Raw genomic sequence first — 22,459 nt, forward strand, 5'->3', positions numbered from 1 at the left:
CTACCAGACGGCAGAAAGGCCCGGCCGTGGCATCCACGGTCACCGAGCGAGACACCGAGCACTCCACCCCCGTTGCTCAACCCCGGCGTGAGGCCGAGCGCCGCCCCGGATACGGGCAGCTGCTGCGGACCCCGGGTGCTCTGACCTTCGTTCTCCCCGGCTTCCTGGCCCGGCAGCCGTTCGCCATGCTCACCATCGGCATCGTGCTGCTGGTCCAGCACACCACCGGCTCCTACGGCACGGCGGGCGCGGTGTCCGCGACCGCGGGCGTGTCCATGGCCCTCTTCGCCCCGCAGAGCGGCAAGCTGGCCGACCGCTTCGGACAGGGCGCAGTGCTGCTGCCCGGCGTCCTGATCCACGCCACCGCGATCGCCGCGCTGACCACCCTCGCGCTGCTGCACGCCCCGCTGTGGGCGCTGTGCGTGGCGGCGGTGCCGGCCGGCGCCTCGGTGCCGCAGATCGGGCCGATGGTGCGGGCCCGCTGGGCCGCGCGGCTTGAGGGCTCGCCGCTGATGACGACCGCGGCCGCCTTCGAATCGGTCACCGACGAGTTCACCTTCGTCATCGGACCGGTGCTGGCGACCGCGCTGTGCACCGGGGTACACCCGGCGGCCGGTCTGATCGCCGAGGCGTCGCTGACGGTCGTCGGCGGCCTGCTGTTCGCCACCCAGCGCGCCACCCAGCCGCAGCCCAGCCGGGTCGGCCGACCGGAGGCCGCCGCCGGCGAGCACGGCGGTTCGGCGCTCGCGGTGCCGGGCGTCCGGGTCCTGATCGCCGTCTTCCTCGGCATCGGCGCCGTCTTCGGCGGTATGCAGGTCTCGCTGACCGCGTTCACCGAGGACATCGGCGAGCCGGGCATGAACGGCGTGCTCTACGGCATCTTCGCCGCCGGCAACATGCTGGCCGGCATCGCCTGCGGCGCCCTCTTCCCGCGCCTGGCGGCCGGCAAGAGCCCGCAGGCGGCCGCCCGTAGCCGGCTGCTGATGGCCTACCCGCTGCTGACGCTGGCCACCGCACCGCTGTGGGCGGCGCACGCCGTGCCGCTGCTGGGCGGACTCGGCCTGTTGGTCGGCCTGTGCATCGCCCCGGCGCTGATCACCGGCTACACCCTGGTCGAGTCGCTGGTGCCGGCCACCGCCCGAACCGAGGCGTTCACCTGGTTGACCGGCGCGGTCGCGCTGGGCCAGGCGGCCGCCGCGACCACGGCCGGGCAGCTGGCCGACGGCTTCGGCCCGAGCACCGGATTCCTGGTGCCGCTGGCCGGTACGGGCCTGGCGCTGGCGACCCTGCTGGTGCTCCGCGGACGGCTGGTCCCGGCACCGCGGGGACGGGTGGCCGCGCGTGGAGTCGGTCACCGTGTGACCGTTCCGGTGGACTGACAGGCCGGAATACTGCACTATGGACCGTCGTTAGCACTCATCGAGTGAGAGTGCCAGGAGGAGCAAGTGCCGACCTATCAGTACCAGTGCACCGAGTGCGGCGAAGGCCTCGAGGCGGTGCAGAAGTTCACCGACGATGCGCTCACCGAGTGCCCCAGCTGCAAGGGACGCCTGAAGAAGGTGTTCTCCGCGGTCGGCATCGTCTTCAAGGGATCCGGCTTCTACCGCAACGACAGCCGCGGCTCGTCGTCCAGCAGCAGCCCGGCCAAGCCCGCCGCCGCCAAGAGCGACAGCGGCTCGTCGTCCTCCTCGACGACCTCCACCACGACGGCCGCCCCCTCGGCGTCCTCCTCCGGCTCCAGCTCGTCCGGCAGCGCTTCGTCCGCCGCCTGACACCCGCACTCCCGGCCCCCGCCCGCGCCTCGCGCGAGCGGGGGCCGACGCATGCCCGCACGGCGCTTGCCCGGCCGACGCAGGTCTGCCCTCCGCGTATCGGCGCGGCCGCTAGGGTGACAGCCATGGTCGAGACGAGCAACGCACTGGCGGACATAGGTGTCATCGGCGGATCGGGGTTCTACTCCTTCCTCGACGACGTGACCGAGATCACTGTCGAGACGCCCTATGGCCCGCCGAGCGACTCCCTCTTCCTCGGCGAGATCGACGGACGCCGGGTCGCCTTCCTTCCCCGGCACGGCCGGAAGCACCACATCCCGCCGCACCGGATCAACTACCGCGCCAACCTGTGGGCACTGCGCTCGCTGGGCGTACGGCAGGTGCTCGGGCCGTGCGCGGTCGGCGGCCTGCGACCGGAGTACGGGCCGGGCACGCTGGTCGTGCCGGACCAGCTGGTGGACCGTACGAAGTCGCGTGCGCAGACCTACTTCGACGGCGAGGCCCGCGCGGACGGCAGCGTGCCGAACGTGGTGCACGTGACCTTCGCGGACCCCTACTGCCCGACCGGGCGCAAGGCGGCGGTGTCGGCGGCGCGCGGCCGCGAGTGGGAGCCGGTGGACGGCGGCACGATGGTGGTGATCGAGGGGCCGCGCTTCTCCACCCGCGCCGAGTCGAAGTGGCATGCCGGGCAGGGCTGGTCGGTGATCGGCATGACGGGCCACCCGGAGGCCGTGCTCGCCCGTGAACTGGAACTCTGCTACACCTCACTGGCCCTGGTCACGGACCTGGACGCGGGCACCGAGACCGGCGAGGGCGTCTCACACGGCGAGGTCATGCGGGTCTTCGCGCAGAACGTGGGCCGGCTGCGCGAGGTGCTCTTCGACACCGTGCGCGAACTGCCGGACACCCGGGGCCGGGCCTGCCTGTGCACCACGGCGCACGAGGGCTGGGATCTCGGCATCGACCTGCCGTAGGCGCACCGGCGTCGGGCCTGCTGTGGTCCGGGGGCCGCTGTGGTCCGGGGCGGCTGTCGGGCTTCGGGGCCGCTGTCGGGGTCCGGGTGCGGCTGTCGGGATCTGGTGGGCGGCCCTCGGGTCCGGGGGCCGCTATCGGGGTGGCCGCGCCCGTCGGGGTGGCGGAGTTGTCCACAACCGGGCCGCCGTCCACAGGCCCCGGCGGGATCGGGCGGCGGCGGGCATCGTGAGGGGAACCGACGACCCGGCTTCGGCCCTTCTCCGACAGGTGGTGCCCCACCATGGCTTCCCCCGGCTCTCCCTTCTCCGCCCCCGTCTCCACCCCCGCCGATGGCCCGCACACAGCCGCGGGCGCCCAGGTGTGCGGTGTGCCGGAGTTCGGTCCGGTGCGGGTTCGGGGCCGGCATCGACACCGGCTGCGACGGTGCCTGACCAGACGCCGGCGGCCGCTGACGGCCGGGCTGGTGCTGGCGGCGGCCACGCTGGCGGTCTCCGGCCCGCGCTCGGGCACGGAGGGCGGCGGCCGGGTGGACGGCGACGGCGCGGCGGCTCCGGGGCCGCGGTCCCGAGCGCCGGTGGGGCCGGCGCCCGCCGCGATGGTGTCGGCCCCGGTCCGGATCGCGGACGCGGCGGCGGTGCGGCTGCTGCGCCCCGGCGATCGGGTGGACGTCCTGGCGGCGTCCGAGGAACGGGTCGGCGGCCCGGCGGCGCGGGTGATCGCGCGAGGCGTCAGGGTCGCCAGGGTGCCCCAGCCGTACGACTCCGCGGCGGACGGCGAGGGCGCGCTCGTCGTGCTGGTGGTGGAGCGGAGGACCGCCACGGCACTGGTCGGTGCCTCGGTTGGCACCCGGCTGGCGGTGACCCTGTGCTGACCCGGCGCGGCCGCGGAAGCCGCATCATCACATCGTCACTTTCACTTCTCCGGAACCGGGTACGCGCGACGAAGGCCGGCCTCTACCCTTCCGTAGGTTCCGGAATGATTCGTTCCGACGGGGACGCCGAGGAGAAGAGGCAGAAGGTTGACCGAGGAGAAGAAGAGCGTCGTGGAGGGTTTCAAGACCTTCCTGATGCGCGGCAACGTGATCGATCTGGCTGTCGCGGTCGTCATCGGAGCCGCCTTCACCGCCGTGGTGAACAGCGTGGTGAAGGGCGTGATCAATCCGGTTGTCGGCGCCTTCGGCACCAAGGACCTGGAGCGGTACCGCTCCTGCCTCAAGGGCCCCTGCGAAACGAACGCGGCGGGCGACGTCGTCAGGGGCGTGCCCATCCTGTGGGGCACGGTGCTCAGCGCGGTGCTGACCTTCCTGATCACCGCCGCCGTCGTGTACTTCCTGATGGTGCTGCCGATGTCCCGCTACCTGGCCCGCAAGGCCGCCAGGGACAGGAAGGCGGAGGAGGCGCACGCCGAGGCCGAGGCGGTCGAGATCGCGCTGCTTCGCGAGATCCGCGACGCGCTGCTCAGCGAGCGGGGCGCCGGCCCCGGACCCTCCGGCTCGGGCCCAGGCCCGGAGGCCGGCCCGGGATCGGGCTCGGGGTCCGGCTCCGGATCCGGTCAGGGTTCGGGCTCGGGGTCCGGCTCACCGGCCGGCTCAGGGAGCTGACATGCGTCAGGCGCCGGTCATACCGGCGCCTGACGGGTCCTGCGGGCCGTCACAGATGGTGGGGCGGCTTCTCCTGCAGGAAGCGGTCGAGGTCGGCGGCGCCATCGGCGCCGCCGGGGGCCCGCTCGCCCCACCCGTGGTCCGTATCGTCCGAGGACTGCTGCGCGAGGGGATCGTCGAAGATCAGCGCGCTCGAGGGATCGCGCGGTCCAGAGGCGGGGGCGGTACTCATACCTCAAGAGTACGACCGCTCAGCGGGGCGCGAACTCCCCCGGACCCGTCATCCGGACCAGACCCATGATCCCGGCCTCGGCCCCCGCCCCGGGCCCGGTCGGCGCGGGAGTGCCCCAGCCGTCGGACTCCGCGGCGTACGGTGCGCCGCCGGGCAGCAGCGCCTCGTGCCACCACATGTCCCGCCCCGGGGTCCACGCCACAGGCCGCGCCACCCGGTGCACCACCAGGACGGTGCGCACCTCCGGGCAGCCCGCGAGCGCCCGGTCCACGACCGACTTGAGCGCGCGCGTCTCCCCCGCCCGCTCGTCGCCGTCGGCGGTGATGAGCACCCGCGCGCCCAAGCGCCGCATCCGGTCGCGCAGTTCATCGGCGCGCAGGCCCACCGGAAGGCTGGAGCGCACGGCGTCGATCCGGCCGCAGGCGAGGGTGGCGATCACGGACTCGGGGACGAGCGGCAGGTGCACCGCCACTCGGTCCCCGGCCCGCACGCCGAGCCGGGTGAGGGCCTCCGCCGCGCGAGCCGCCTGGTCCAACAGCTCGCCGTGCGTCAGCTCCTCGGTGCGATCCGGCTCGCTGATCCAGCGCAACGCCACCCGAGGGGCCGGGCGAGCGGTGGAGCCAAGCGGCGGCAGGGATTCCGTCCGAACGGTACGGGCCATGGTGATCTTCCTTCGGACGGGGTCAATCGGCATGCCGAAGATGCTGCCGGGAGGTCATCAACGTCTGCTCAACGTCTGATACACGTCGCGCGGGATCACCTGATACCCGATGATTTCGCCCATGAGCGACGAGAACACCCTCGGCACCGGGCACGCCCGCCCGGCCGCCCCGCTCCGCCGAATGGCCGCACGGGACCGCACCGAGCGGCACCGCGTGGCGACCCCGCTCGAGCTCTTCTTCGACCTGTGCTTCGTGGTCGCCGTGGCCCAGGCCGGGTCGCAGCTGGTGCACGAGCTGGCCGAGAGCCACACCGGCGCCGGGGTCGCCGACTACGCCATGGTCTTCTTCGCCGTGTGGTGGGCCTGGATGAACTTCTCCTGGTTCGCCTCCGCCTACGACGTGGACGACGTGCCGTACCGGGTCGTCACCCTGATCCAGATCGCGGGGGTGCTGATCCTGGCCGCCGGGGTGCCGCGCGCCGTCGAGCACCACGACTTCGCGGTGGTCTGGCTGGGCTACCTGGTGATGCGGCTGGCCCTGGTCAGTCAGTGGCTGCGGGTGGCCCGAGGCTCCACCGGGGAGGAGCGCCGCACCGCCCTGCGCTACGCCGCCGGGGTGACGCTGTGCCAGGTCGGATGGCTCGGCCTGCTGCTCCTGCCGGAGGACGGGCGGCCCTGGCTGTTCCTGGCGATGGCGATGCTGGAGATGGCGGTGCCGGCGTGGGCGGAGCACGTCCACACCACGTCCTGGCACCCGCACCACATCGCGGAGCGGTACGGGCTGTTCACCATCATCGTGCTCGGCGAGACCATCGCGGCGGCGACGGTGGCCGTGCAGTCCGCGCTGGACGAGTCGGACGTGCCGGCCGATCTGCTGCCGATCGCGGCCGGCGGGCTGCTCATCGTCTTCGCGGCCTGGTGGATCTACTTCGCCGTGCCCATCCATGAACATCTGGCGTCCAACCGGGAGGCATTCCTGTGGGGTTACGGCCACTACCTGGTCTTCGGCTCCGCCGCCGCGATCGGCGCCGGGATCGAGGTCGCCGTGGAGGAGGCCACCGGCAAGGCGCACATCTCCACGGCAGCCGCGGCGGCCGCCGTCACGGTGCCCAGCGCGCTCTTCCTGATGACCGTCTGGCTGCTCCACGCCCGCCACCACAAACGCGGCGCGGGACAGCTGACGCTGCCGGTCGCCTCGGTGCTGGTGCTCGCCGGCACCTGGGCGGGGAGCTGGGCGGTGCTGGTGGCCGGGGTGGTGTGCGCGGCGACGGTGGTCGCCGGGGTCACCATCGCCGCCGCGCAGAGCCGTGCCAGGCCGGTCCCTTCCCAGGCTCGCTGACCTCGGTCTTCCCAGGCCCGCTGGCCTGGGCCCTCCCGGGCCCCTGACGTCTGGCCGCTGCCCTCCCGGGCCTCCTGGCCGTGCCCTCCCGGGCCCCTGGCGGAGGCCTTCCCAGGCCTCCTGACGCCGGCTGAGGTCGCGGCGCCACCGCCGGCCGGCGGCAACGCCCTGCCCTCGCCGCCGGTCCGTGCTACCCATGTTGTCCATGTCACACGCCGATCCCACACCTCCGTCGCCCCGCTCGCCCGCACCCTCCGTCCCGCCCCCGCAGCCCGCCGGGCCCCGGCCGGGCCCGCGGGACGCGCTGACCGACGTCGCCGGTCTGCGGGTCGGTCACGCGCAGCGCACCGGCGACGGCTGGCTCACCGGGACCACGGTGGTCCTGGCGCCCGAGGGGGGTGCCATCGCCGCCGTGGACGTGCGGGGCGGCGGCCCGGGCACCCGGGAGACCGATGCCCTCGATCCGCGGAATCTGGTGCAGCGCGTCGATGCCGTGGTGCTGACCGGCGGCAGCGCCTTCGGCCTGGACGCGGCGGCCGGGGTCGCCGCCTGGCTGGAGGACCAGGGCCGCGGCTTCCAGGTCGGCCCGGACCCCGCGCAGATCGTCCCGGTCGTCCCCACCGCCGCGCTCTTCGACCTCGGCCGCGGCGGTGAATGGCGGGCCCGGCCGGACGCGGCGCTCGGCCGGGCGGCCGCCGACGCCGCGATCCGCTCCCAGCCGGGCGGCCCGGTCGTCCGGGGGAACACCGGCGCGGGCACCGGCGCGGTGGCGGGCGGGGTCAAGGGCGGTATCGGCTCGGCGAGTCTGGTCCTGCCGTCCGGAGTCACGGTGGCCGCGCTGGTGGCGGTGAACGCGGCCGGCTCGGTCGTCGATCCGCTGACCGGCTGCCTGTACGGCCAGGCGTACCAGCCGGGGTACGCGCCCGACGGTGGCCCGCACCGGCCCGACGGCCCGTACCGGCCCAGCGGCGCCGCGCACGCCCGGGCGCAATCGCGGCTGGAGGTCGCGCGGGCCGAGTCGATCCGGCGGTCGACCGCCTCGGTGCACCCGCCGTTCAACACCACGCTGGCCGTGGTCGCCACGGACGCCGCGCTCACCCGCGCCCAGGCACAGAAGCTCGCCGGCACCGCCCATGCGGGCCTGGCGCGCGCCGTGCGCCCGGTGCACCTGCTGACCGACGGGGACACCGTGTTCGCGCTGGCCACCGGGGACCGCCCGCTGGTGGCGGGTCATCCGGTGACTCCGGAACAGGGCACGGCCATGGACCCGCAGACCGGTCAGATGTTCGCGCAGCAGGCGGACGCCATGGCGCTGAACGACGTGCTGGCGGCCGGCGCGGACGTGCTGACCCGCGCCGTGGTGGACGCGGTGCTCGCCGCCGAGGGGGTGGACGGGCCGGGCGGCGTGTTCCCCTCGTACCGCGATCTGTACGGACCGGACCGAGAGGGATAGTCACGCGTAGAACGATGTCCGAATGCCGCCGGAATCGCGCTCCGCGCCGGGCGAGGATCACGTCATGTCCCGGGGCTTGCACGGGACTTCGACCGGATCCTGAGAAAGAGAGCGATCATGAAGCAGCTCGACGGCAAGGTGGCCCTGGTGACCGGCGGCGGCCGGGGTATCGGCGCGGCGGTGGCCCGGCGGCTCGCCGAGGAAGGCGCCGATGTCGCGCTGACCTACATGAGCAACGAGGAGGCGGCGCAGGGGATCGTCGAGGAGATCAAGGCCCTGGGCCGCCGGGCGCTGGCCATCCGGTCCGACAGCGCCGACGCGGTGGCGGTCGGGGCGGCCGTGGACGCGGTCGCCGCCCAGTTCGGACGACTCGACATCCTGGTCAACAACGCGGGCGCCGGTGTGCTCGGGCCGATCGGTGACCTGACCCTGGCAGACATCGACCTGGTGCTCTCCGTCAACGTCCGGGCTCCGTTCCTCGCGGCCCAGGCAGCGGCGGAGCACCTGGGTGAGGGCGGCCGGATCATCAACATCGGCAGCTGCATGGTCGAGCGGTCCGCCTTCCCGGGCGGCTCTCTGTACGCGGCGAGCAAGAGCGCGCTGACCGGGCTGACCAAGGCGCTCGCCCGCGAGCTCGGTCCGCGCGGCATCACCGTGAACCAGATCAACCCGGGACCGGTCGACACCGACATGAATCCGGCCGACGGTCCGAACGCCGACGCGCAGAGCGGTCTGACCGCCCTGGGCCGGTACGCCCGGCCGTCGGAGATCGCGGCGACGGTCGCCCATCTCGTGGGCGACAACGGCGCGTACATCACCGGCGCCTCGGTCGCGGTGGACGGCGGCTTCGCCGCCTGAGCCCGGGGCCGGACGAGCAGGAGGCGGCGGCGTCACCGCGAGGCCGCCTCACCACCCGGTGGCCTGAGCAGCAGGCCGCCTGACCAGCGGATCCGGCAGGTCTTGGAGCAGGAGGGAGCCCCGGCGCTGGGGGGGGAGTCGCGCCGGGGCTCGTTCGTGGGGGCGGCCCGGAGCGGGCCGCCGGATCAGGCAGCGGCGTCGAACCCGGTGTCGCGCGCCATCTTCTTCAGCTCCAGCAGGGCGTGCTTCTCGATCTGCCGGATCCGCTCACGGGTCAGCCCGTGCTGCTTGCCGACCTCGGTCAGCGTGCGCTCGCGCCCGTCGTTGATGCCGTACCGGGCCTTGATGATCGACGCGGTGCGATCGTCCAGCCGCCCGATCAGGCCCTCCAGCTCCTCACTGCGCAGCAGCGTCAGCACCGACTGCTCGGGCGAGACCGCCGAGGTGTCCTCCAGCAGATCGCCGAACTGCGTCTCACCCTCGTCGTCCACCGACATGTTGAGACTGACCGGGTCGCGCGCCCAGTCGAGCACATCGGAGATCCGCTCGGTGGAGGTGTCCAGCTCGGCGGCGATCTCCTCGTGCTCCGGCTCGCGGCCGTGCTCGCGGCTGAACTCCCGCTGCACCCGGCGGATCCGCCCCAGCTCCTCCACCAGGTGGACCGGGAGCCGGATGGTGCGGGACTGGTCGGCGATCGAGCGGGTGATGGCCTGACGGATCCACCACGTCGCGTAGGTCGAGAACTTGAAGCCCTTGGTGTAGTCGAACTTCTCGACCGCGCGCACCAGACCGGCGTTGCCCTCCTGGATCAGGTCGAGCAGGGGCAGCCCGCTGCGCGGATAGCGGCGCGCCACCGCCACCACCAGCCGCAGGTTGGAGCGGATGAAGACGTCCTTCGCGCGGGCGCCCTCGGCGGCTATCGCCTCCAGCTCCGCCCGGCTCGCGCCACCACCGACGGCGAACTCCGCACCCGATTCCGAGTCCGCCTCGGCCGAGGTCACACAGCCGTCCAGGACCTGCTGGGCGTAGACACCGGCTTCGATGGCCTGCGAGAGCTCGACCTCCCTTGCCGCGTCCAGCAGCGGGGTGCGTGCGATCTCGTCGAGATACATGCCGACCAGGTCGCGGTCGGCGATCTCCCCGCCTGTGGCGCGAACACTGCTGCCCCCGTCAGCACCGGTGCTGCTGGTCTGACGTTGGGCGACGGCACGGGTTGCCATGCGTGGTGCTCCCTTGCGATGAGTCGGTCGCGGGACGGTGAACGGAACCTCCTTGCGGTACCTGCCGGTACCCCGCCCGGGTGCCCCGTTCGATGGAAACAACGTCTGCAATCCGGACAGAATTCCCCCTCCGTCCATCTCCTTTTGCGATCATGCAGTACCCTGTCCGCCCGCAGACCAGGCGGCTCGGTCTCGGAGTGCTCGGAAGCGCAGGTCAGGGCCGGTTTCCGAGAGGGATCCGGTGGCCTTCACGGAGCCGTGGAATCTTTCCGGCCGGGAGACGCTCATCACTTCCGGCGTCGCCCCCTTCCCCTCGGACAACGCCGTCCGTGGCCGCTCTCCCACCCGGAAGACGACCTCCACCGGTTTCCGGTTGCGCGAGGCAGGACCGGGCCGGCGGCTCGAGTTGCCGTCGGCGGCGCGCGGGTGGACCTTGAGGATCAGGGAATCGGGCGGAAGGGATCTGCCATGAACGCGCACACAGCCGCTCCGACACACCAGCACATCCATGTCCCGGCCGCCGGGTGGGTTCCGGTCGTCCTCGGTCTTCTCTACGGCGCCTGGGTGGGCTGGCTGGCCCACAACAAGGGGCAGGAGATGTTCCGGGCCGAGATGCACGGGCTGGCGGCGGCCGGCGTCCTGATGGCGCTCTGCGCAGGCGTCGCCGCGTTCCAGCACAAGGTCATGAACGAGATCCGGGCCGCGATGTGGGGGGCGGTCTTCGGCATGGTGATGGGCTACGGATACCGGCTGAGCGGCTCCAGCATCCTCAAGGGGTCGATGATGGGCCTGCTCTTCGCCTTCCTCATGGGCGGGATCGTCTTCTACTTCCTCCACAACGCCACCCCCGCCCGGCCGCCGGCCGGCGAGCTCGCCACCCAGGCCCCGGGCCGGGACGCCGCGCTCATGGGCCGGGCCAGGGGCCGCATCGAGGGCGGCGGCACGGACCGCCGAAGCATCGAGGAGAGGTCCCAGGACAAGCGGCTCATGGGCGAGCGGACCCAGCCCCCCGGGCCGGGTCCCGGATCCGCGGGCCCGGGCCCCGCGGGCCCCGTCGCCTGAGACCCGCGGCCTGGCGGCCCGGTCAGCCGAACTGCACCGACCGCTTGGCCAGGCCCATCCAGAAGCCGTCGATCACCGAACGCTGCCGCGTCAGGTCGTCACCGGCGGCACCGAGGGTCACGAACAGCGGCGCGAAGTGCTCCGTACGCGGATGGGCGAGGCGGCCCGCGGGGGCGGTGTGCCCGAAGTCCAGCAGGGCGTCCACGTCCCGCGCGTCCAGGGCGCGCCGCCCCCAGTCGTCGAACTCGGCGGACCAGCCCGGCACCCCGGCCCCGGCATGGCGCAACGCGGCCAGGTTGTGGGTGAAGAAGCCGCTGCCGATGATCAGCACGCCCTCGTCGCGCAGCGGAGCCAGCTTCCGGCCGATGGCCATCAGCCGCTGGGGGTCCAGGGTCGGCATGGAGACCTGGAGCACCGGGATGTCGGCCTGCGGGAACATCTCGACCAGCGGCACGTACGCGCCGTGGTCGAGCCCCCGGTCCGGGATGTCCTGGACCGGGGTGCCCGGGGCGCGGAGCATCGCGCGGACCCGCTCGGCGAGCGCGGGCGCGCCGGGGGCGGCGTAGTGGACGCGGTAGTAGTGCTCGGGGAAGCCCCAGAAGTCGTACACCAGCGGGACGGTCCTGGTGGCGCCGAGAGCGAGGGGCGCCTCCTCCCAGTGCGCCGAGACGATCAGGATGGCGGTGGGCCTGGGCAGGTCGGCGGACCAGGCCGCGAGCTGGCCGGGCCAGACCGGATCGTCGGCGAGGGGCGGGGCGCCGTGGCTGAGGTAGAGAGCGGGCATCCGCCCGGAAGCGTGCGGGGTGGCGGCGGACTCGGGTGCGGTGACGGACATGACGACGACCCTCCGGTCATGTGCTCAATTACTTGAACTCTAAAGCTCTACTGCCACCCTAGCAGTCGTTGTTTAAAGTTCAAGTACAGACTCCGTAGACTGGTTCCGTGGCAGGAATGACGACGGACAGCACTGACAGCACCGACAGCACCGACAGCACCCACGGCCCCGACCGCCGCCCTGACAGCGCCCACGACGCGGACGGCACCGCTCAGCCCCGTGAGCCCCGCTGGCTCAGCGAGGCCGAGCAGCACACCTGGCAGGCGTATCTGCACGCCAGCACGCTGCTGGAGGATCACCTCGACCGCCAGCTGCAACGCGACGCGGGCATGCCGCACATCTACTACGGACTGCTGGTCCAGCTCTCCCGGGCGCCCCGGCGGCGGATGCGGATGACCGAGCTGGCGCAGAACGCGAAGATCACCCGTTCCCGGCTCTCGCACGCCATCGCGCGCCTGGAGAAGAACGGCTGGGTACGCCGGGAGAACTGCCCGTCCGACAAGCGCGGCCAGAACGCCGTGCTCACCGAGGAGGGCTTCGAGGTGCTGCGGCAGGCGGCCCCCGGGCACGTCGAGGCGGTCCGATCGGCCCTCTTCGACCGGCTCACCCCGGAGCAGGTCGCCCGGTTCGGCGAGATCTGCGCCCTCGTGGCCGAGGGGTTGCAGCCGGAGGGCGCGGACCTGCCCTGGCTGCGCTGACCGCCCCGAGGGACGGCCGCCACGCGCGCGACGGCCGCCACAGCAGAGGCGGGACGGCCGCACCGGGCGCGGCGAGGCTGCAGGACGGCCGCCAGCCCCTGCCGCCGCCGCTGCACGCAGAACGGCCCCGGCTCCGCGATCCGCGGAGCCGGGGCCGTCCCGACTGCTGTCACCACACCGCTGGGGTGGCGTCGGCCGACCGGCCTGGCGTCAGTGCGCCATCACCGGCACCGGCGCGTCCTGCGCCTCGCCGTCGCCGGCGCCCTGCTGGGCCTGGCCCGGGTCCGGCTTGGGCGCGTTGATGAACACGATGGCGACCACCGCGGCCAGCAGCAGGATGCCGACCGCCCACCAGATGGCGACCGAGAAGCCGTGCACCATGCCCTCGGCCCCGAGGAGCTGCGGCGAGGTGGCACCCGCCTTGTGCGAGTCGATGTAGGAGGTGGTGGCGCTGGTCGCGATGGTGCTCAGCAGCGCGGTGCCGATGGCGCCGCCCACCTGCTGGGAGGTGTTGACCATCGCGGAGGCGACACCCGCGTCCTGCGGCTGCACGCCGTGCGTGGCCAGGCTCATCGCCGGCATGAACGCGGTGCCCATGCCCAGGCCCAGCAGCAGGAAGGCCGGCAGGATCAGCGCCGGGTAGGAGGTGTCCAGGTCGATCTGGGTCAGCATCGTCATGCCGACCGCGGCCACCAGGAAGCCCGGGCCCATCAGCAGCCGCGGAGCGACCCGGATCATCAGCCGGGTGCCGATCTGGGTCGAGCCGGTGATCATGCCCGCGATCATCGGGAGGAAGGCCAGGCCGGTCTTGACCGGGCTGTAGCCCCGGACCTCCTGGAGGTAGAAGGTCAGGAAGAGGAAGAGACCGAACATGCCGATGATGGCCAGACCGAGCGAGGCGTAGGCGCCGCCACGGTTCCGCTCGGTGACCACGCGCAGCGGCAGGAGCGGCGCCTTGACCTTGGACTCGACCAGCACGAAGGAGCCCAGCAGCACGGCGCAGGCGACGAACATGCCGATGGTCAGGCCGTCGGACCAGCCCTCCTCGGCGGCCCGGGTGAAGCCGTACACCAGGGAGACCAGGCCGGATGTGGCCAGGATGACGCCGGGGATGTCGAGCTTGGCGGAGTTGCGGCTGCCCTCGGGCTCCCGGATGACCAGGACGGCACCGGCGGCCGCGATGACCGCGAACGGGATGTTGACGAAGAAGGTCCAGCGCCAGTTCATGTACTGGGTCAGCACACCGCCGAGGATGAGGCCCACGGCACCGCCACCACCGGCGATGGCGCCGAAGATGCCGAACGCCTTGGCACGCTCCTTGGCCTCGGTGAACATCACCGCGAGCAGCGAGAGCGCCGAGGGGGCGAGCAGCGCGCCGAACACACCCTGGAGGGCGCGCGAACCGAAGAGCATGGCCGGGTTCATCGCGGCGCCGCCCAGCGCGGACGCGGCGGCGAAGCCGACCAGACCGACGATGAAGGTCTGCTTGCGGCCCCACAGGTCGGCGAGCCGGCCACCGAAGAGCAGCAGTCCACCGAAGGCGAGGGCGTAGGCGGTGATCACCCACTGCTTGCTGGCGTCGGAGATGTCGAGGTCGTGCTGCGCGTGGGGCAGCGCGATGTTCACGATGGTCGCGTCGAGCACGACCATCAGCTGGGCGAGAGCGATGAATATCAGCGCTTTCCAGCGCCGGGGATCTGCTTGTGTTGCCGTTTCAGGCATGGATGGGCCTACCTAGCGATGCGGTGGTGAGCAGATGGGACGTTGCGGAGGCGCCCTGAAGGCATCACGGGGCGCGGCACTCAAGAACTGTCAGGACAGGTGTCCGGCAGGTGGTCTGGCAAGGACGGGCATCACTGCCTGCGTCGCAGATCCTCCAATGTCGTGGCGGAGCCGGGGAGTTCGGAGCGCGCCGGCGTCATCAGGCCGTCCAGGAACAGCTGGAGATGCCGGTGCACGAATTGGTCGAAGCTCATGCAGCCTTCCCCGGGCTCCGTCCTGCCGGACTGCCCCCAACCGGGCAGCGGCCGGGTGAGCTGGGTCAGGGCGACCATCAGGTCACCGACGTCGATGTCGGTGCGCAGCTGGCCGGTGTCGCGCGCGGCCCCCATGAGGGTCTCGATACCGGCCACCAGCCGGTCGCGCGCGGCGACTTGGTCAGGGTGCTCCTTATCGATGACACCGTCGGAGAGCAGCGGGCACAGGGCCCCGATCCGCTCGTCGGCGGCCGCGTGCACGAAGTGCCGCAGTGCCTGGAAGGCATCGGGCTCCTCGGCTCGGGCCTGCTCGGCCTGGTCCGCGATGCGGTCCATGACCGAGAGGGTGACATGGTGGATCAGCTCGCGACGGTCCGCGAAGTGCCGATAGATCGTGGCATTGCCGACGCCTGCGCGTCGAGCGATTTCATCGAGCGGTACGTCCGTGCCGTACTCGACGAGCACCTCGCGGGCTGCCGCGATGATCCGCTCCCGATTGCGCAGCGCGTCCGCGCGCAGCCGGGGCTGCGGCGTCCTCTCGGCGGTCCTGGCGGCCACGGGCACTCCTTCCCTTGCTTCCGGGGATTGAGTCCCCGTTTTCGTTGGCATCCGGTTAAACGGGGAGACGGTCCCCGGAAATTTCGCGAATCAATGTGACCTACATCACATCTCATGATTCCAGGGTTTCACACCCGCGGAAGCCGGAATCCGTCCGCGCGGAGCAGGGATGCCACCCGTTCGGCCGCGCCTCGCGAGCGCCTGTCCACCGCCCCGCCGCACCGTTGGCGGCAATGAAGCGAACCCGCCCCCGAATACGCGGGGCCCCCGGCCGACGGACCCGGATACGCCCGCAGGGCGATCGACGGTCCGGCCGCAGGGCCGTGCTCACCGCCACCGCCGTCCTGCTCCTCGCCCACGCGGCGCCCGCCGCCTCCACCCGCACCCCCGGCGGCCTCGCGGCACCGCCCTCGGTCCGCGCCCCGGCCCTGCCCGGCGCCACCACTCCCGACCGCCGCCCCTCCTGCACCCTCGCCCCGGTCAAGGGGGTCCAGCTCTCCGAGGGGATGCCGACCGGCCCCGGCCACAGCCGCAGCGTCGGCACGGTCCATGCGCTCACCCTCATGATCGACTTCCCGGACGTGCACGGCGAGGGCACCGCCCGGCAGCGCTTCGCCGAGTTCTTCCCGCGCACCACTCAGTGGTTCACCCGCTCCTCGTACGGGCGGCTCGACTACCGGCCGAAGGCCCCGATCGACCGCTGGCTGCGGATGCCGCGCGCCTTCCGCGCCTACGGCATCAAGCGCGGCAGCCCGTTCGATCCCGGCTACCGCAAGCTGGTGCGCGACATCGCAAAGGCGGCCGACCCGCTGGTGGACTTCCGGCGATACGACCTGGTCAACGTACTGATCACACCGAACGCCGGGCCGCAGGCGGCGCAGACCGTGCTGTCGGTGACCTTCGCCGGGAACGACGAGGCACCCACCGCCGACGGCGTGCCGCTCTCCAACGTCTCCTTCATCTACAGCCGGCAGGACGACGGCACGGGCTCGTTCGCCGCCAACGGATTCCGGGTACTGCCGCACGAGAACGGCCACGCCTTCGGCCTGCCCGACCTCTACACCGCGGACGGCGGAGGCAAGGCCGGGCACTGGGACGTGATGTCCGAGGACTGGGGCCCGGGCAACGACCTGCTCGCCTGGCACAAATGGAAGCTGGGCTGGCTGACCGCCGGCCAGGTCCGGTGCGCGGCCGCACCCGGCACCTCGGTCCACCGGGTCGGCCCCCTCGGCCGGACCGGCCGACCGGACGGGGCCAGACTCCTCTACGTGCCGGTCTCGGCCTTCGGCGGCTACACCGTCGAGGTGCGGACCAACGAGGGGAACGACGACGGGGTGTGCAAGCCCGGCGTCCTGATCTCCTGGGTGGACGCCCGCCGGGACTCCGGCGAGGGCCCGATCTCGGTGATGGACAGCGCCCCGGACGGCGCGGGCTGCACCGAGGAGCCGAACGTGCACCCGCAGCTCAGCGACGCGACGTTCCTGCCGGGCCAGTCCCTGGACGACACCGCGAACGGCATCCGCATCGCCGTCACCGGCCGCGAGACGAACGGCGATTACCGGGTGAAGGTCACCCGTCGCGCCAGTGGCGGCGGCCGATAGCGATCAGCCGCAGCTGCTTGCGGGCGATGGCGGCGATGCGCCGCTCGTCCTCGGTGGCACCGGCGTCCAGCCCGGAGACCGCGCCGGCGGCGCCCATGCCGGACTCCGCACCGCCGCCCGGCCCGGGGCCCGCGCCCGTCGCCTCCAGGCCCGCGCCCGCTTCCGCTCCTGCCCGCTCCCCCGCCCCCGCCCCCGGGGTCTCGCCCGGGCGCGTCGCCCGGGCCTCCAGGAAGGCCGTCGCGGTCATCACCATGTGGTCCACGTGGAGTTGGGCGAGCATCCGGATGTCCGCCGCGCTCCAGCCCTCCGCCGTCAGCCCCGGGGCGAAGGCCTCCGCGACCTCGTCGGCGAACCGCCCGAGCTCGGCGGCGATCGCCTCCCGCACCGGACGCACCCCACCGTGCCGCTCGCGCGCGATGAAGCGGACATGGGCGGGGTGGGTACGGACGTGCTCGGCGACGGCCCGCACCGAGCCGTCGATCCGGCCGTCGTCACCGTCCTGCTCGGCGAGTATCGCGCGGATCACCCGGTGCAGACTGCCCAGCGACTCCTCCACCAGCGCCACGCCCAGGTCGGCCATGTCGCGGAAGTGCCGGTAGAACGCGGCGGGCGCCACGCCCACCACCCGGGTGACCTCGCGCAGGCCCAGGCTGCTCAGGCTCTGCTCCTCCAGCAGCCGCAGCGCCGCGTCCAGCAGGGCCTGCCGGGTCTTCTGTTTCTGGGCCTGCCTGACCCCGACGGTGTGACTCATGTCATTCAGTAAACAACCGTTCTCTCACTTTGGCCAGCGTACGATGGAGGCGTCAGTGAACAGTTGTCATCCCAACTGTTCACTGAAACGAAACACGCAGGCCACATTCCACCCGAGAAAGGCCGCACATGATCCTCCTCGTCGCAGTCCTCCTCCTGATGGGAATCCTCCTGGGCGCGGCGGCACACACTCCGCTCCCGGTCTTCCTGGTCGCGGCCGCCGTGATCGGCGCCTGGCTGCTCATCTTCTTCGTCCGCGAGCGTCTCGCGCAGAACAGGAGCTGACCGATGAACCTCACCGCATCCACCCGATCCACCCGCACCCCGGCACCGGCCGCCAACTCCCTGGCGGGGAAGGCCCGTCGCCGCGCGGACGCCGACGGCATGGCCGTCGCGTCCTTCGTGATGGGCCTGATCGGCCTGCTGCTGTTCAACCTGGTCTTCGGACCCTGCGCACTGATCCTGGGCGGGCTCGCCCTGGCGCGCGGCACCCGCCGCCGGGGCCGGGCGGCGCTCGGCATGGCGCTCGGCGTGGCGGACCTGATCGTCCTGGCCGCCCTGGTGACCGCCGACAACTCCGTCGTCTGGCAGTTCGGCGGCTGACGGACCGGCACCCCTGGCGCGAGGCCCGAAACGCCGGGCCCCACACCGCAAGGCCCGCACCTCAAGACCCGTCACACCAAGCCGTATCGCGAGGTACGCACCCGGGGCGACCGGGGACCCCCCGCTGGACAAGCTCTTTGGTTAGGCTAACCTAACTTCGAACTTGGTCCAGGGGCCCGTCCCCGTGCCCGCCTTGAGAGAAAGACCTCGCCATGTCGCACGCCAGATCCCTCACTCTGTCCCGTCGCGGTCTGCTCGCCGCCGGCGGCGCCGCCGGTCTCGGCGCCCTGGTCACCGCCTGCGGCAGCAACGACAAAAAGGGATCCGCGTCGGGCAGCTCCAAGGGCGGCGCCGAGAAGGGCCCCTGGTCGTTCACGGACGACCGGAAGACGAAGGTCAGCCTCGGCAGCACCCCGCAGAAGATCGTCGCCTACATCGGATCCGCCGCCGCCCTCCACGACTTCGGCATCGACGACCAGATCGTCGGCGTCTTCGGCCCCACCAAGCTGGAGAACGGCAAGCCGGACGTGCAGGCCGGCGAGGTCGACATCGACAAGGTGACCAACCTGGGCAACGTCTGGGGGCAGTTCAACGTCGAGAAGTACGCCGAGCTGGGCCCCGAGCTGCTGATCACCAACATGTTCGACCCGGGCGCGCTCTTCTACATCCCGGATGACTCCAAGGACAAGATCCTCTCGCTGGCCAAGAGCGTCGCGATCACCACCGGCCGGGTCTCCCTGCTCGAGCCCATCAGGCGCTACGCCGAGCTGGCCGCGTCCCTGGGCGCCGATCTGAAGGCCAAGAAGGTCGTGGACGCCAAGGCCCGCTTCGAGAAGGCCGCCGAGACGCTGCGCCGGACCGCCAAGTCCAGCCGCATCAAGGTCATGGCCTGCTCCGGCAGCGCCGACCTCTTCTACGTCTCCAACCCCGAGATCAACGCCGACCTGATCTACTTCCGCGAGCTCGGCGTCGACTTCGTGGTGCCCGAAAAGACCAGCCAGGGCGGCTACTACGAGGAGCTGAGCTGGGAGAACGCGGACAAGTACGACGCGGACCTGATCTTCCTGGACAACCGGACCGGGACCCTTCAGCCCAAGGACCTCAAGTCCAAGCCCACCTGGGCGCAGCTGCCCGCCGTCAAGGCCGGTCAGATCACCCCGTGGAGCAGCGAGCCCCGCTTCAGCTACGCGGGCTCCGCCCCGCTCCTGGAGGCCCTGACCAAGGCCATCCAGGACGCCAAGAAGGTCCGCTGACGCCCCGGCGGCCGGCCGTCCTCTCCGTCGGCCGGCCGCCACCGCGGCGCACCACGGCCGCGCAGGGCTCCAGCGACATCCCCCGGCACCTCGATGCGGTGAACACCGCACCGATCAGCACCCCCCACGGCACGTGAAAGGAAGTCCCTCTCACATGACCATCACCGACACCGCGGCGACGGCCGCCCCGGCCACCCCCACGGCCGCCCCCGCCGCCGTCCCCTTCCGCTTCTTCGACTCCCGCGTCGTACGGACCGAGGCCGTGGGCCGCTCCATGGTCCGGGTCACCTTCGGCGGACCGCTGGACGGTTTCGCCTCCGGCGGCCGCGACCAGCGGTTCAAGATCTTCCTGCCGCACCCCGGCCAGAACGCCCCGGTGGTGCCGATCGAGGCCGGTGAGAACTGGTTCCCCGTCTGGCGGGCCATGGACCCGGCCGAGCGCGGCATCATGCGCTCGTACACGGTGCGCGCGCAGCGCACCACGGCCGACGGATCCACCGAGGTCGACGTCGACTTCGCGCTGCACGGGAGCGCTGCCCCCGGCCTGCACGCGGCCGGACCGGCCGCAGACTGGGCCGCCCGGGCCGAGCCGGGCGACGCGGCCATCCTGCTGGGCCCGGTGGTCGCCGACAACGCCGGCATCGACTTCCGCCCGCCGCCGGGCACCGACTGGGTGCTGCTCACCGCCGACGAGACCGCGCTGCCCGCGGTCGCCGGAATCCTGGAGACACTCCCGGAGGGCACCCCGGCCCGGGTCTGGATCGAGGTCCCGCACCCCGAGGACATCCAGCAGCTGGCCACCGCGGCGAACGCCGAGATCACCTGGCTGGTGCGGGACACCGCCACCGGCCGGCGCACCGACCTCGTCCTGGACGCGGTCCGCGCCGCCGAACTGCCCCCGGGCACGCCGTACGCCTGGATCGCGGGCGAATCCGGCACGGTGCGGGCGCTGCGCCGCCACCTGACCGGCGAGCGGGGCATCGACCGCACCGCGATCACCTTCACCGGCTACTGGCGCCGCGGCACCACCGAGGAACAGCTCGTGGAGGAAGCCCTGGCCGGCGCCACCGAGCGCTGACCGACTCGCAAGCCACCACCCCCGCCCCGTCACCCGCCACCCACCACAGCCCGTCACTCCCCACCACCCACCCCACCCGGCCACTCACCACACCCCACCCCGCGCGCCCACACCCCACACCCCACATCGCCGCGCGCCGAGCCCCGGCCTCCTCACCCCCGCCGCTGGGCCATTCCCCCATGCCGTGACGCCTCCTCGCGACGGCCTGGGCACATCCGCACGCCATCGCCAGGGCACCCCCATGCCCGCCCCAGGGCCCACGCACGCCCGGACCCGGAAAGGACAGACCGTGACTCCCCTCGCGCCGACCGCTGAGGACACCTCGTCAGACGCCGCGACAGCCGCCCTGCCGGGGTCGGCGGACACCCCGTCCGCCCGCTCCCACCTGTTCAACGGGCGCACCGCGGCGGAGTACCGGCGCACCATCGCCGACGGTGTGGCCCTGGTGGCCGGCACGGTCGCCCGTGTCGACCGCCCGTTCACCGGCGTCACCCCAGCCGAGCTGGCACCGCGCATCTCGGGCATCGACCTGGACCGGCCACTGGGCGACCCGGCCGCCGCGCTCGGCGAGCTGGAGGACGTCTACCTCCAGGACGCGGTCTACTTCCACCACCCGCGCTACCTCGCCCACCTCAACTGCCCCGTGGTGATCCCGGCGCTGCTCGGCGAGGCGGTGCTGTCGGCGGTCAACTCCTCGCTGGACACCTGGGACCAGAGCGCCGGCGGCACGCTCATCGAGCGCCGGATGATCGACTGGACGGCCGAGCGCATCGGCCTGGGCCCGCACGCCGACGGCATCTTCACCAGCGGAGGCACCCAGTCCAACTTCCAGGCGCTGCTGCTGGCCCGTGAAGAGGCCGTGCTGCGGATCCGGAAGAACTCCGCCGAGCCGCTCGACCTGCACGAGGTCCTGCCGCGGCTGCGCATCCTCGCCTCCGAGGTCAGCCACTTCAGCGTCAAGAAGTCGGCGAAACTGCTCGGACTCGGCCAGGACGCGGTCATTCCGGTGGAGACCGACCCCAGCCGCCGGATGCGGCCCGCGGCACTCGCCCGCGAGCTGGACCGCTGCCGCCGCGAGGGCCTGACCGTGATGGCGGTGGTCGCCACCGCCGGAACCACCGACTTCGGTTCCATCGACCCCCTGCCGCAGATCGCCGACCTGTGCGCCTGGGCCGAGACCTGGTTCCACGTGGACGCCGCGTACGGCTGCGGACTGCTGGCCTCCCGCACCCGCCGCCACCTGCTGGACGGCATCGAGCGCGCCGACTCGGTGACCGTCGACTACCACAAGTCCTTCTTCCAGCCGGTCAGCTCCAGCGCGGTGCTGGTCCGCGACGCCGCCACGCTGCGGCACGCCACGTACCACGCCGACTACCTCAACCCGGCGCGGATGGTCGAGCAGCGCATCCCCAACCAGGTCGACAAGTCGATCCAGACCACCCGCCGCTTCGACGCGCTCAAGCTCTGGCTGACGCTGCGCGTCATGGGCGCCGACGCCATCGGCGACCTCTTCGACGAGGTGGTGGACCGGGCCGCCGAGGCGTGGCAGCTGCTGGACGAGGACCCGCGCTTCGAGGTGGTCACCAAATCCCAGCTCAGCACCCTGGTCTTCCGCTACCTGCCGCCGGAGGGGCCGGCCCGGAACCTGGCCGACGAGGCCAATCTGCACGCCCGGGAGGCGCTCGCCGCCTCCGGTGAGGCCGTCGTCGCCGGGACCACCGTCGACGGCGTCCACTACCTGAAATTCACCCTGCTCAACCCGGAGACCTCGCTGGACGACATCGCCATCGTCCTCGACCTGCTCGCCGAGCACGCCGGCCGCTACCTCAACGACCGCCTCACCGGCACCGACACCGAGTCCCGTACCGCCACCCCCGGCATGACCCCCACCACCGCCCGCACCACCCCGGCGCCCGCCCGCCGCGCCAGCTGAAG

The 22,459-nt window shown here is 72.5% G+C and carries 23 protein-coding genes; 16 read left to right on the forward strand and 7 right to left on the reverse strand.

Translation table 11 applies throughout. The annotated features are described in order from the left end of the window. The first annotated feature begins 119 nt into the window (after window positions 1–119). The 5 genes from AC4BDD_RS10680 to mscL all read left to right on the forward strand — a co-directional run bounded on the left by AC4BDD_RS10680 (window position 120) and on the right by mscL (window position 4,347). Window positions 120–1,379 (forward strand): MFS transporter, encoded by a 1,260-nt coding sequence (locus AC4BDD_RS10680; RefSeq protein ID WP_490691736.1) that lies wholly within the window; start codon window positions 120–122, stop codon window positions 1,377–1,379. Between the two features lie 66 nt (window positions 1,380–1,445). After that, window positions 1,446–1,772 (forward strand): FmdB family zinc ribbon protein, encoded by a 327-nt coding sequence (locus tag AC4BDD_RS10685; RefSeq protein WP_490690760.1) that lies wholly within the window; start codon window positions 1,446–1,448, stop codon window positions 1,770–1,772. 125 nt (window positions 1,773–1,897) lie between these two features. After that, window positions 1,898–2,746: an S-methyl-5'-thioadenosine phosphorylase gene (locus tag AC4BDD_RS10690; protein ID WP_490690761.1), complete on the forward strand. Its 849-nt coding sequence runs from the start codon at window positions 1,898–1,900 to the stop codon at window positions 2,744–2,746. A 281-nt stretch (window positions 2,747–3,027) separates the two neighbouring features. Then, complete coding sequence (locus AC4BDD_RS10695; protein WP_490690762.1) at window positions 3,028–3,618, forward strand: hypothetical protein; 591 nt, start codon at window positions 3,028–3,030, stop codon at window positions 3,616–3,618. A 147-nt stretch (window positions 3,619–3,765) separates the two neighbouring features. Continuing rightward, window positions 3,766–4,347, forward strand: a complete 582-nt coding sequence (gene mscL / locus AC4BDD_RS10700; RefSeq protein WP_490690763.1) for a large conductance mechanosensitive channel protein MscL — start codon at window positions 3,766–3,768, stop codon at window positions 4,345–4,347. A gap of 49 nt (window positions 4,348–4,396) precedes the next feature. On the opposite strand, the gene AC4BDD_RS10705 is transcribed toward mscL, so the two are convergent. Next, window positions 4,397–4,579 (reverse strand): hypothetical protein, encoded by a 183-nt coding sequence (locus tag AC4BDD_RS10705; RefSeq protein WP_490690764.1) that lies wholly within the window; start codon window positions 4,577–4,579, stop codon window positions 4,397–4,399. Window positions 4,580–4,598: 19 nt separating this feature from the next. Then, window positions 4,599–5,240 (reverse strand): AMP-binding protein, encoded by a 642-nt coding sequence (locus AC4BDD_RS10710; RefSeq protein WP_490690765.1) that lies wholly within the window; start codon window positions 5,238–5,240, stop codon window positions 4,599–4,601. 121 nt (window positions 5,241–5,361) lie between these two features. Between AC4BDD_RS10710 and AC4BDD_RS10715 the strand changes: the two genes are divergently transcribed. The 3 genes from AC4BDD_RS10715 to AC4BDD_RS10725 all read left to right on the forward strand — a co-directional run bounded on the left by AC4BDD_RS10715 (window position 5,362) and on the right by AC4BDD_RS10725 (window position 8,890). Next, on the forward strand, window positions 5,362–6,579 hold the full coding sequence (locus AC4BDD_RS10715) for a low temperature requirement protein A (RefSeq protein WP_490690766.1): 1,218 nt from the start codon (window positions 5,362–5,364) through the stop codon (window positions 6,577–6,579). Between the two features lie 205 nt (window positions 6,580–6,784). Beyond that, window positions 6,785–8,032, forward strand: coding sequence for a P1 family peptidase (locus AC4BDD_RS10720; protein ID WP_490690767.1), 1,248 nt, complete (start codon window positions 6,785–6,787; stop codon window positions 8,030–8,032). Between the two features lie 117 nt (window positions 8,033–8,149). Then, window positions 8,150–8,890 (forward strand): SDR family NAD(P)-dependent oxidoreductase, encoded by a 741-nt coding sequence (locus tag AC4BDD_RS10725; protein WP_490690768.1) that lies wholly within the window; start codon window positions 8,150–8,152, stop codon window positions 8,888–8,890. A 185-nt stretch (window positions 8,891–9,075) separates the two neighbouring features. Here the strand turns inward: AC4BDD_RS10725 and AC4BDD_RS10730 are convergent, their stop codons facing one another. Next, window positions 9,076–10,110 (reverse strand): sigma-70 family RNA polymerase sigma factor, encoded by a 1,035-nt coding sequence (locus AC4BDD_RS10730; protein WP_490690769.1) that lies wholly within the window; start codon window positions 10,108–10,110, stop codon window positions 9,076–9,078. 468 nt (window positions 10,111–10,578) lie between these two features. Between AC4BDD_RS10730 and AC4BDD_RS10735 the strand changes: the two genes are divergently transcribed. After that, on the forward strand, window positions 10,579–11,172 hold the full coding sequence (locus AC4BDD_RS10735) for a hypothetical protein (protein WP_490690770.1): 594 nt from the start codon (window positions 10,579–10,581) through the stop codon (window positions 11,170–11,172). Between the two features lie 22 nt (window positions 11,173–11,194). Here AC4BDD_RS10735 and AC4BDD_RS10740 read toward each other — a convergent pair whose 3' ends face one another. Next, a complete protein-coding gene (locus AC4BDD_RS10740) occupies window positions 11,195–11,956 on the reverse strand; it encodes a dioxygenase family protein (protein ID WP_490691737.1) in 762 nt (253 codons plus the stop codon). 167 nt (window positions 11,957–12,123) lie between these two features. On the opposite strand from AC4BDD_RS10740, the gene AC4BDD_RS10745 reads away from it, so the two are divergent. After that, on the forward strand, window positions 12,124–12,705 hold the full coding sequence (locus AC4BDD_RS10745; protein WP_490691738.1) for a MarR family winged helix-turn-helix transcriptional regulator: 582 nt from the start codon (window positions 12,124–12,126) through the stop codon (window positions 12,703–12,705). 210 nt (window positions 12,706–12,915) lie between these two features. Here the strand turns inward: AC4BDD_RS10745 and AC4BDD_RS10750 are convergent, their stop codons facing one another. Both AC4BDD_RS10750 and AC4BDD_RS10755 read right to left on the reverse strand, forming a co-directional pair. Next, on the reverse strand, window positions 12,916–14,427 hold the full coding sequence (locus AC4BDD_RS10750; protein WP_490690771.1) for an MFS transporter: 1,512 nt from the start codon (window positions 14,425–14,427) through the stop codon (window positions 12,916–12,918). A gap of 131 nt (window positions 14,428–14,558) precedes the next feature. Further along, on the reverse strand, window positions 14,559–15,239 hold the full coding sequence (locus AC4BDD_RS10755) for a TetR/AcrR family transcriptional regulator (protein WP_490690772.1): 681 nt from the start codon (window positions 15,237–15,239) through the stop codon (window positions 14,559–14,561). A gap of 233 nt (window positions 15,240–15,472) precedes the next feature. Here AC4BDD_RS10755 and AC4BDD_RS10760 point away from each other — a divergent pair, with 233 nt between their 5' ends. Continuing rightward, entirely contained in the window at window positions 15,473–16,840 is a 1,368-nt protein-coding gene (locus AC4BDD_RS10760) for a M6 family metalloprotease domain-containing protein (RefSeq protein ID WP_490690773.1), read from the forward strand. Here AC4BDD_RS10760 and AC4BDD_RS10765 read toward each other — a convergent pair. Then, the gene (locus AC4BDD_RS10765) at window positions 16,809–17,591 is read right to left on the reverse strand and encodes a TetR family transcriptional regulator (RefSeq protein ID WP_490690774.1); all 783 of its coding nucleotides are present in this window, start codon (window positions 17,589–17,591) and stop codon (window positions 16,809–16,811) included. The genes AC4BDD_RS10760 and AC4BDD_RS10765 overlap by 32 nt on opposite strands. Window positions 17,592–17,719: 128 nt before the next feature. Here AC4BDD_RS10765 and AC4BDD_RS10770 point away from each other — a divergent pair, with 128 nt between their 5' ends. The 5 genes from AC4BDD_RS10770 to AC4BDD_RS10790 all read left to right on the forward strand — a co-directional run bounded on the left by AC4BDD_RS10770 (window position 17,720) and on the right by AC4BDD_RS10790 (window position 22,457). Continuing rightward, on the forward strand, window positions 17,720–17,875 hold the full coding sequence (locus AC4BDD_RS10770; RefSeq protein WP_490690775.1) for a hypothetical protein: 156 nt from the start codon (window positions 17,720–17,722) through the stop codon (window positions 17,873–17,875). Between the two features lie 3 nt (window positions 17,876–17,878). Then, entirely contained in the window at window positions 17,879–18,193 is a 315-nt protein-coding gene (locus AC4BDD_RS10775; RefSeq protein WP_490690776.1) for a DUF4190 domain-containing protein, read from the forward strand. 212 nt (window positions 18,194–18,405) lie between these two features. Beyond that, on the forward strand, window positions 18,406–19,446 hold the full coding sequence (locus tag AC4BDD_RS10780) for an ABC transporter substrate-binding protein (RefSeq protein WP_490690777.1): 1,041 nt from the start codon (window positions 18,406–18,408) through the stop codon (window positions 19,444–19,446). A gap of 154 nt (window positions 19,447–19,600) precedes the next feature. Next, complete coding sequence (locus tag AC4BDD_RS10785; protein ID WP_490690778.1) at window positions 19,601–20,524, forward strand: siderophore-interacting protein; 924 nt, start codon at window positions 19,601–19,603, stop codon at window positions 20,522–20,524. Between the two features lie 289 nt (window positions 20,525–20,813). Next, on the forward strand, window positions 20,814–22,457 hold the full coding sequence (locus tag AC4BDD_RS10790; protein ID WP_490690779.1) for a pyridoxal phosphate-dependent decarboxylase family protein: 1,644 nt from the start codon (window positions 20,814–20,816) through the stop codon (window positions 22,455–22,457). The last annotated feature ends 2 nt before the right edge of the window (window positions 22,458–22,459 follow it).

It is taken from the genome of Streptomyces sp. JLBT605, from assembly GCF_058215555.1.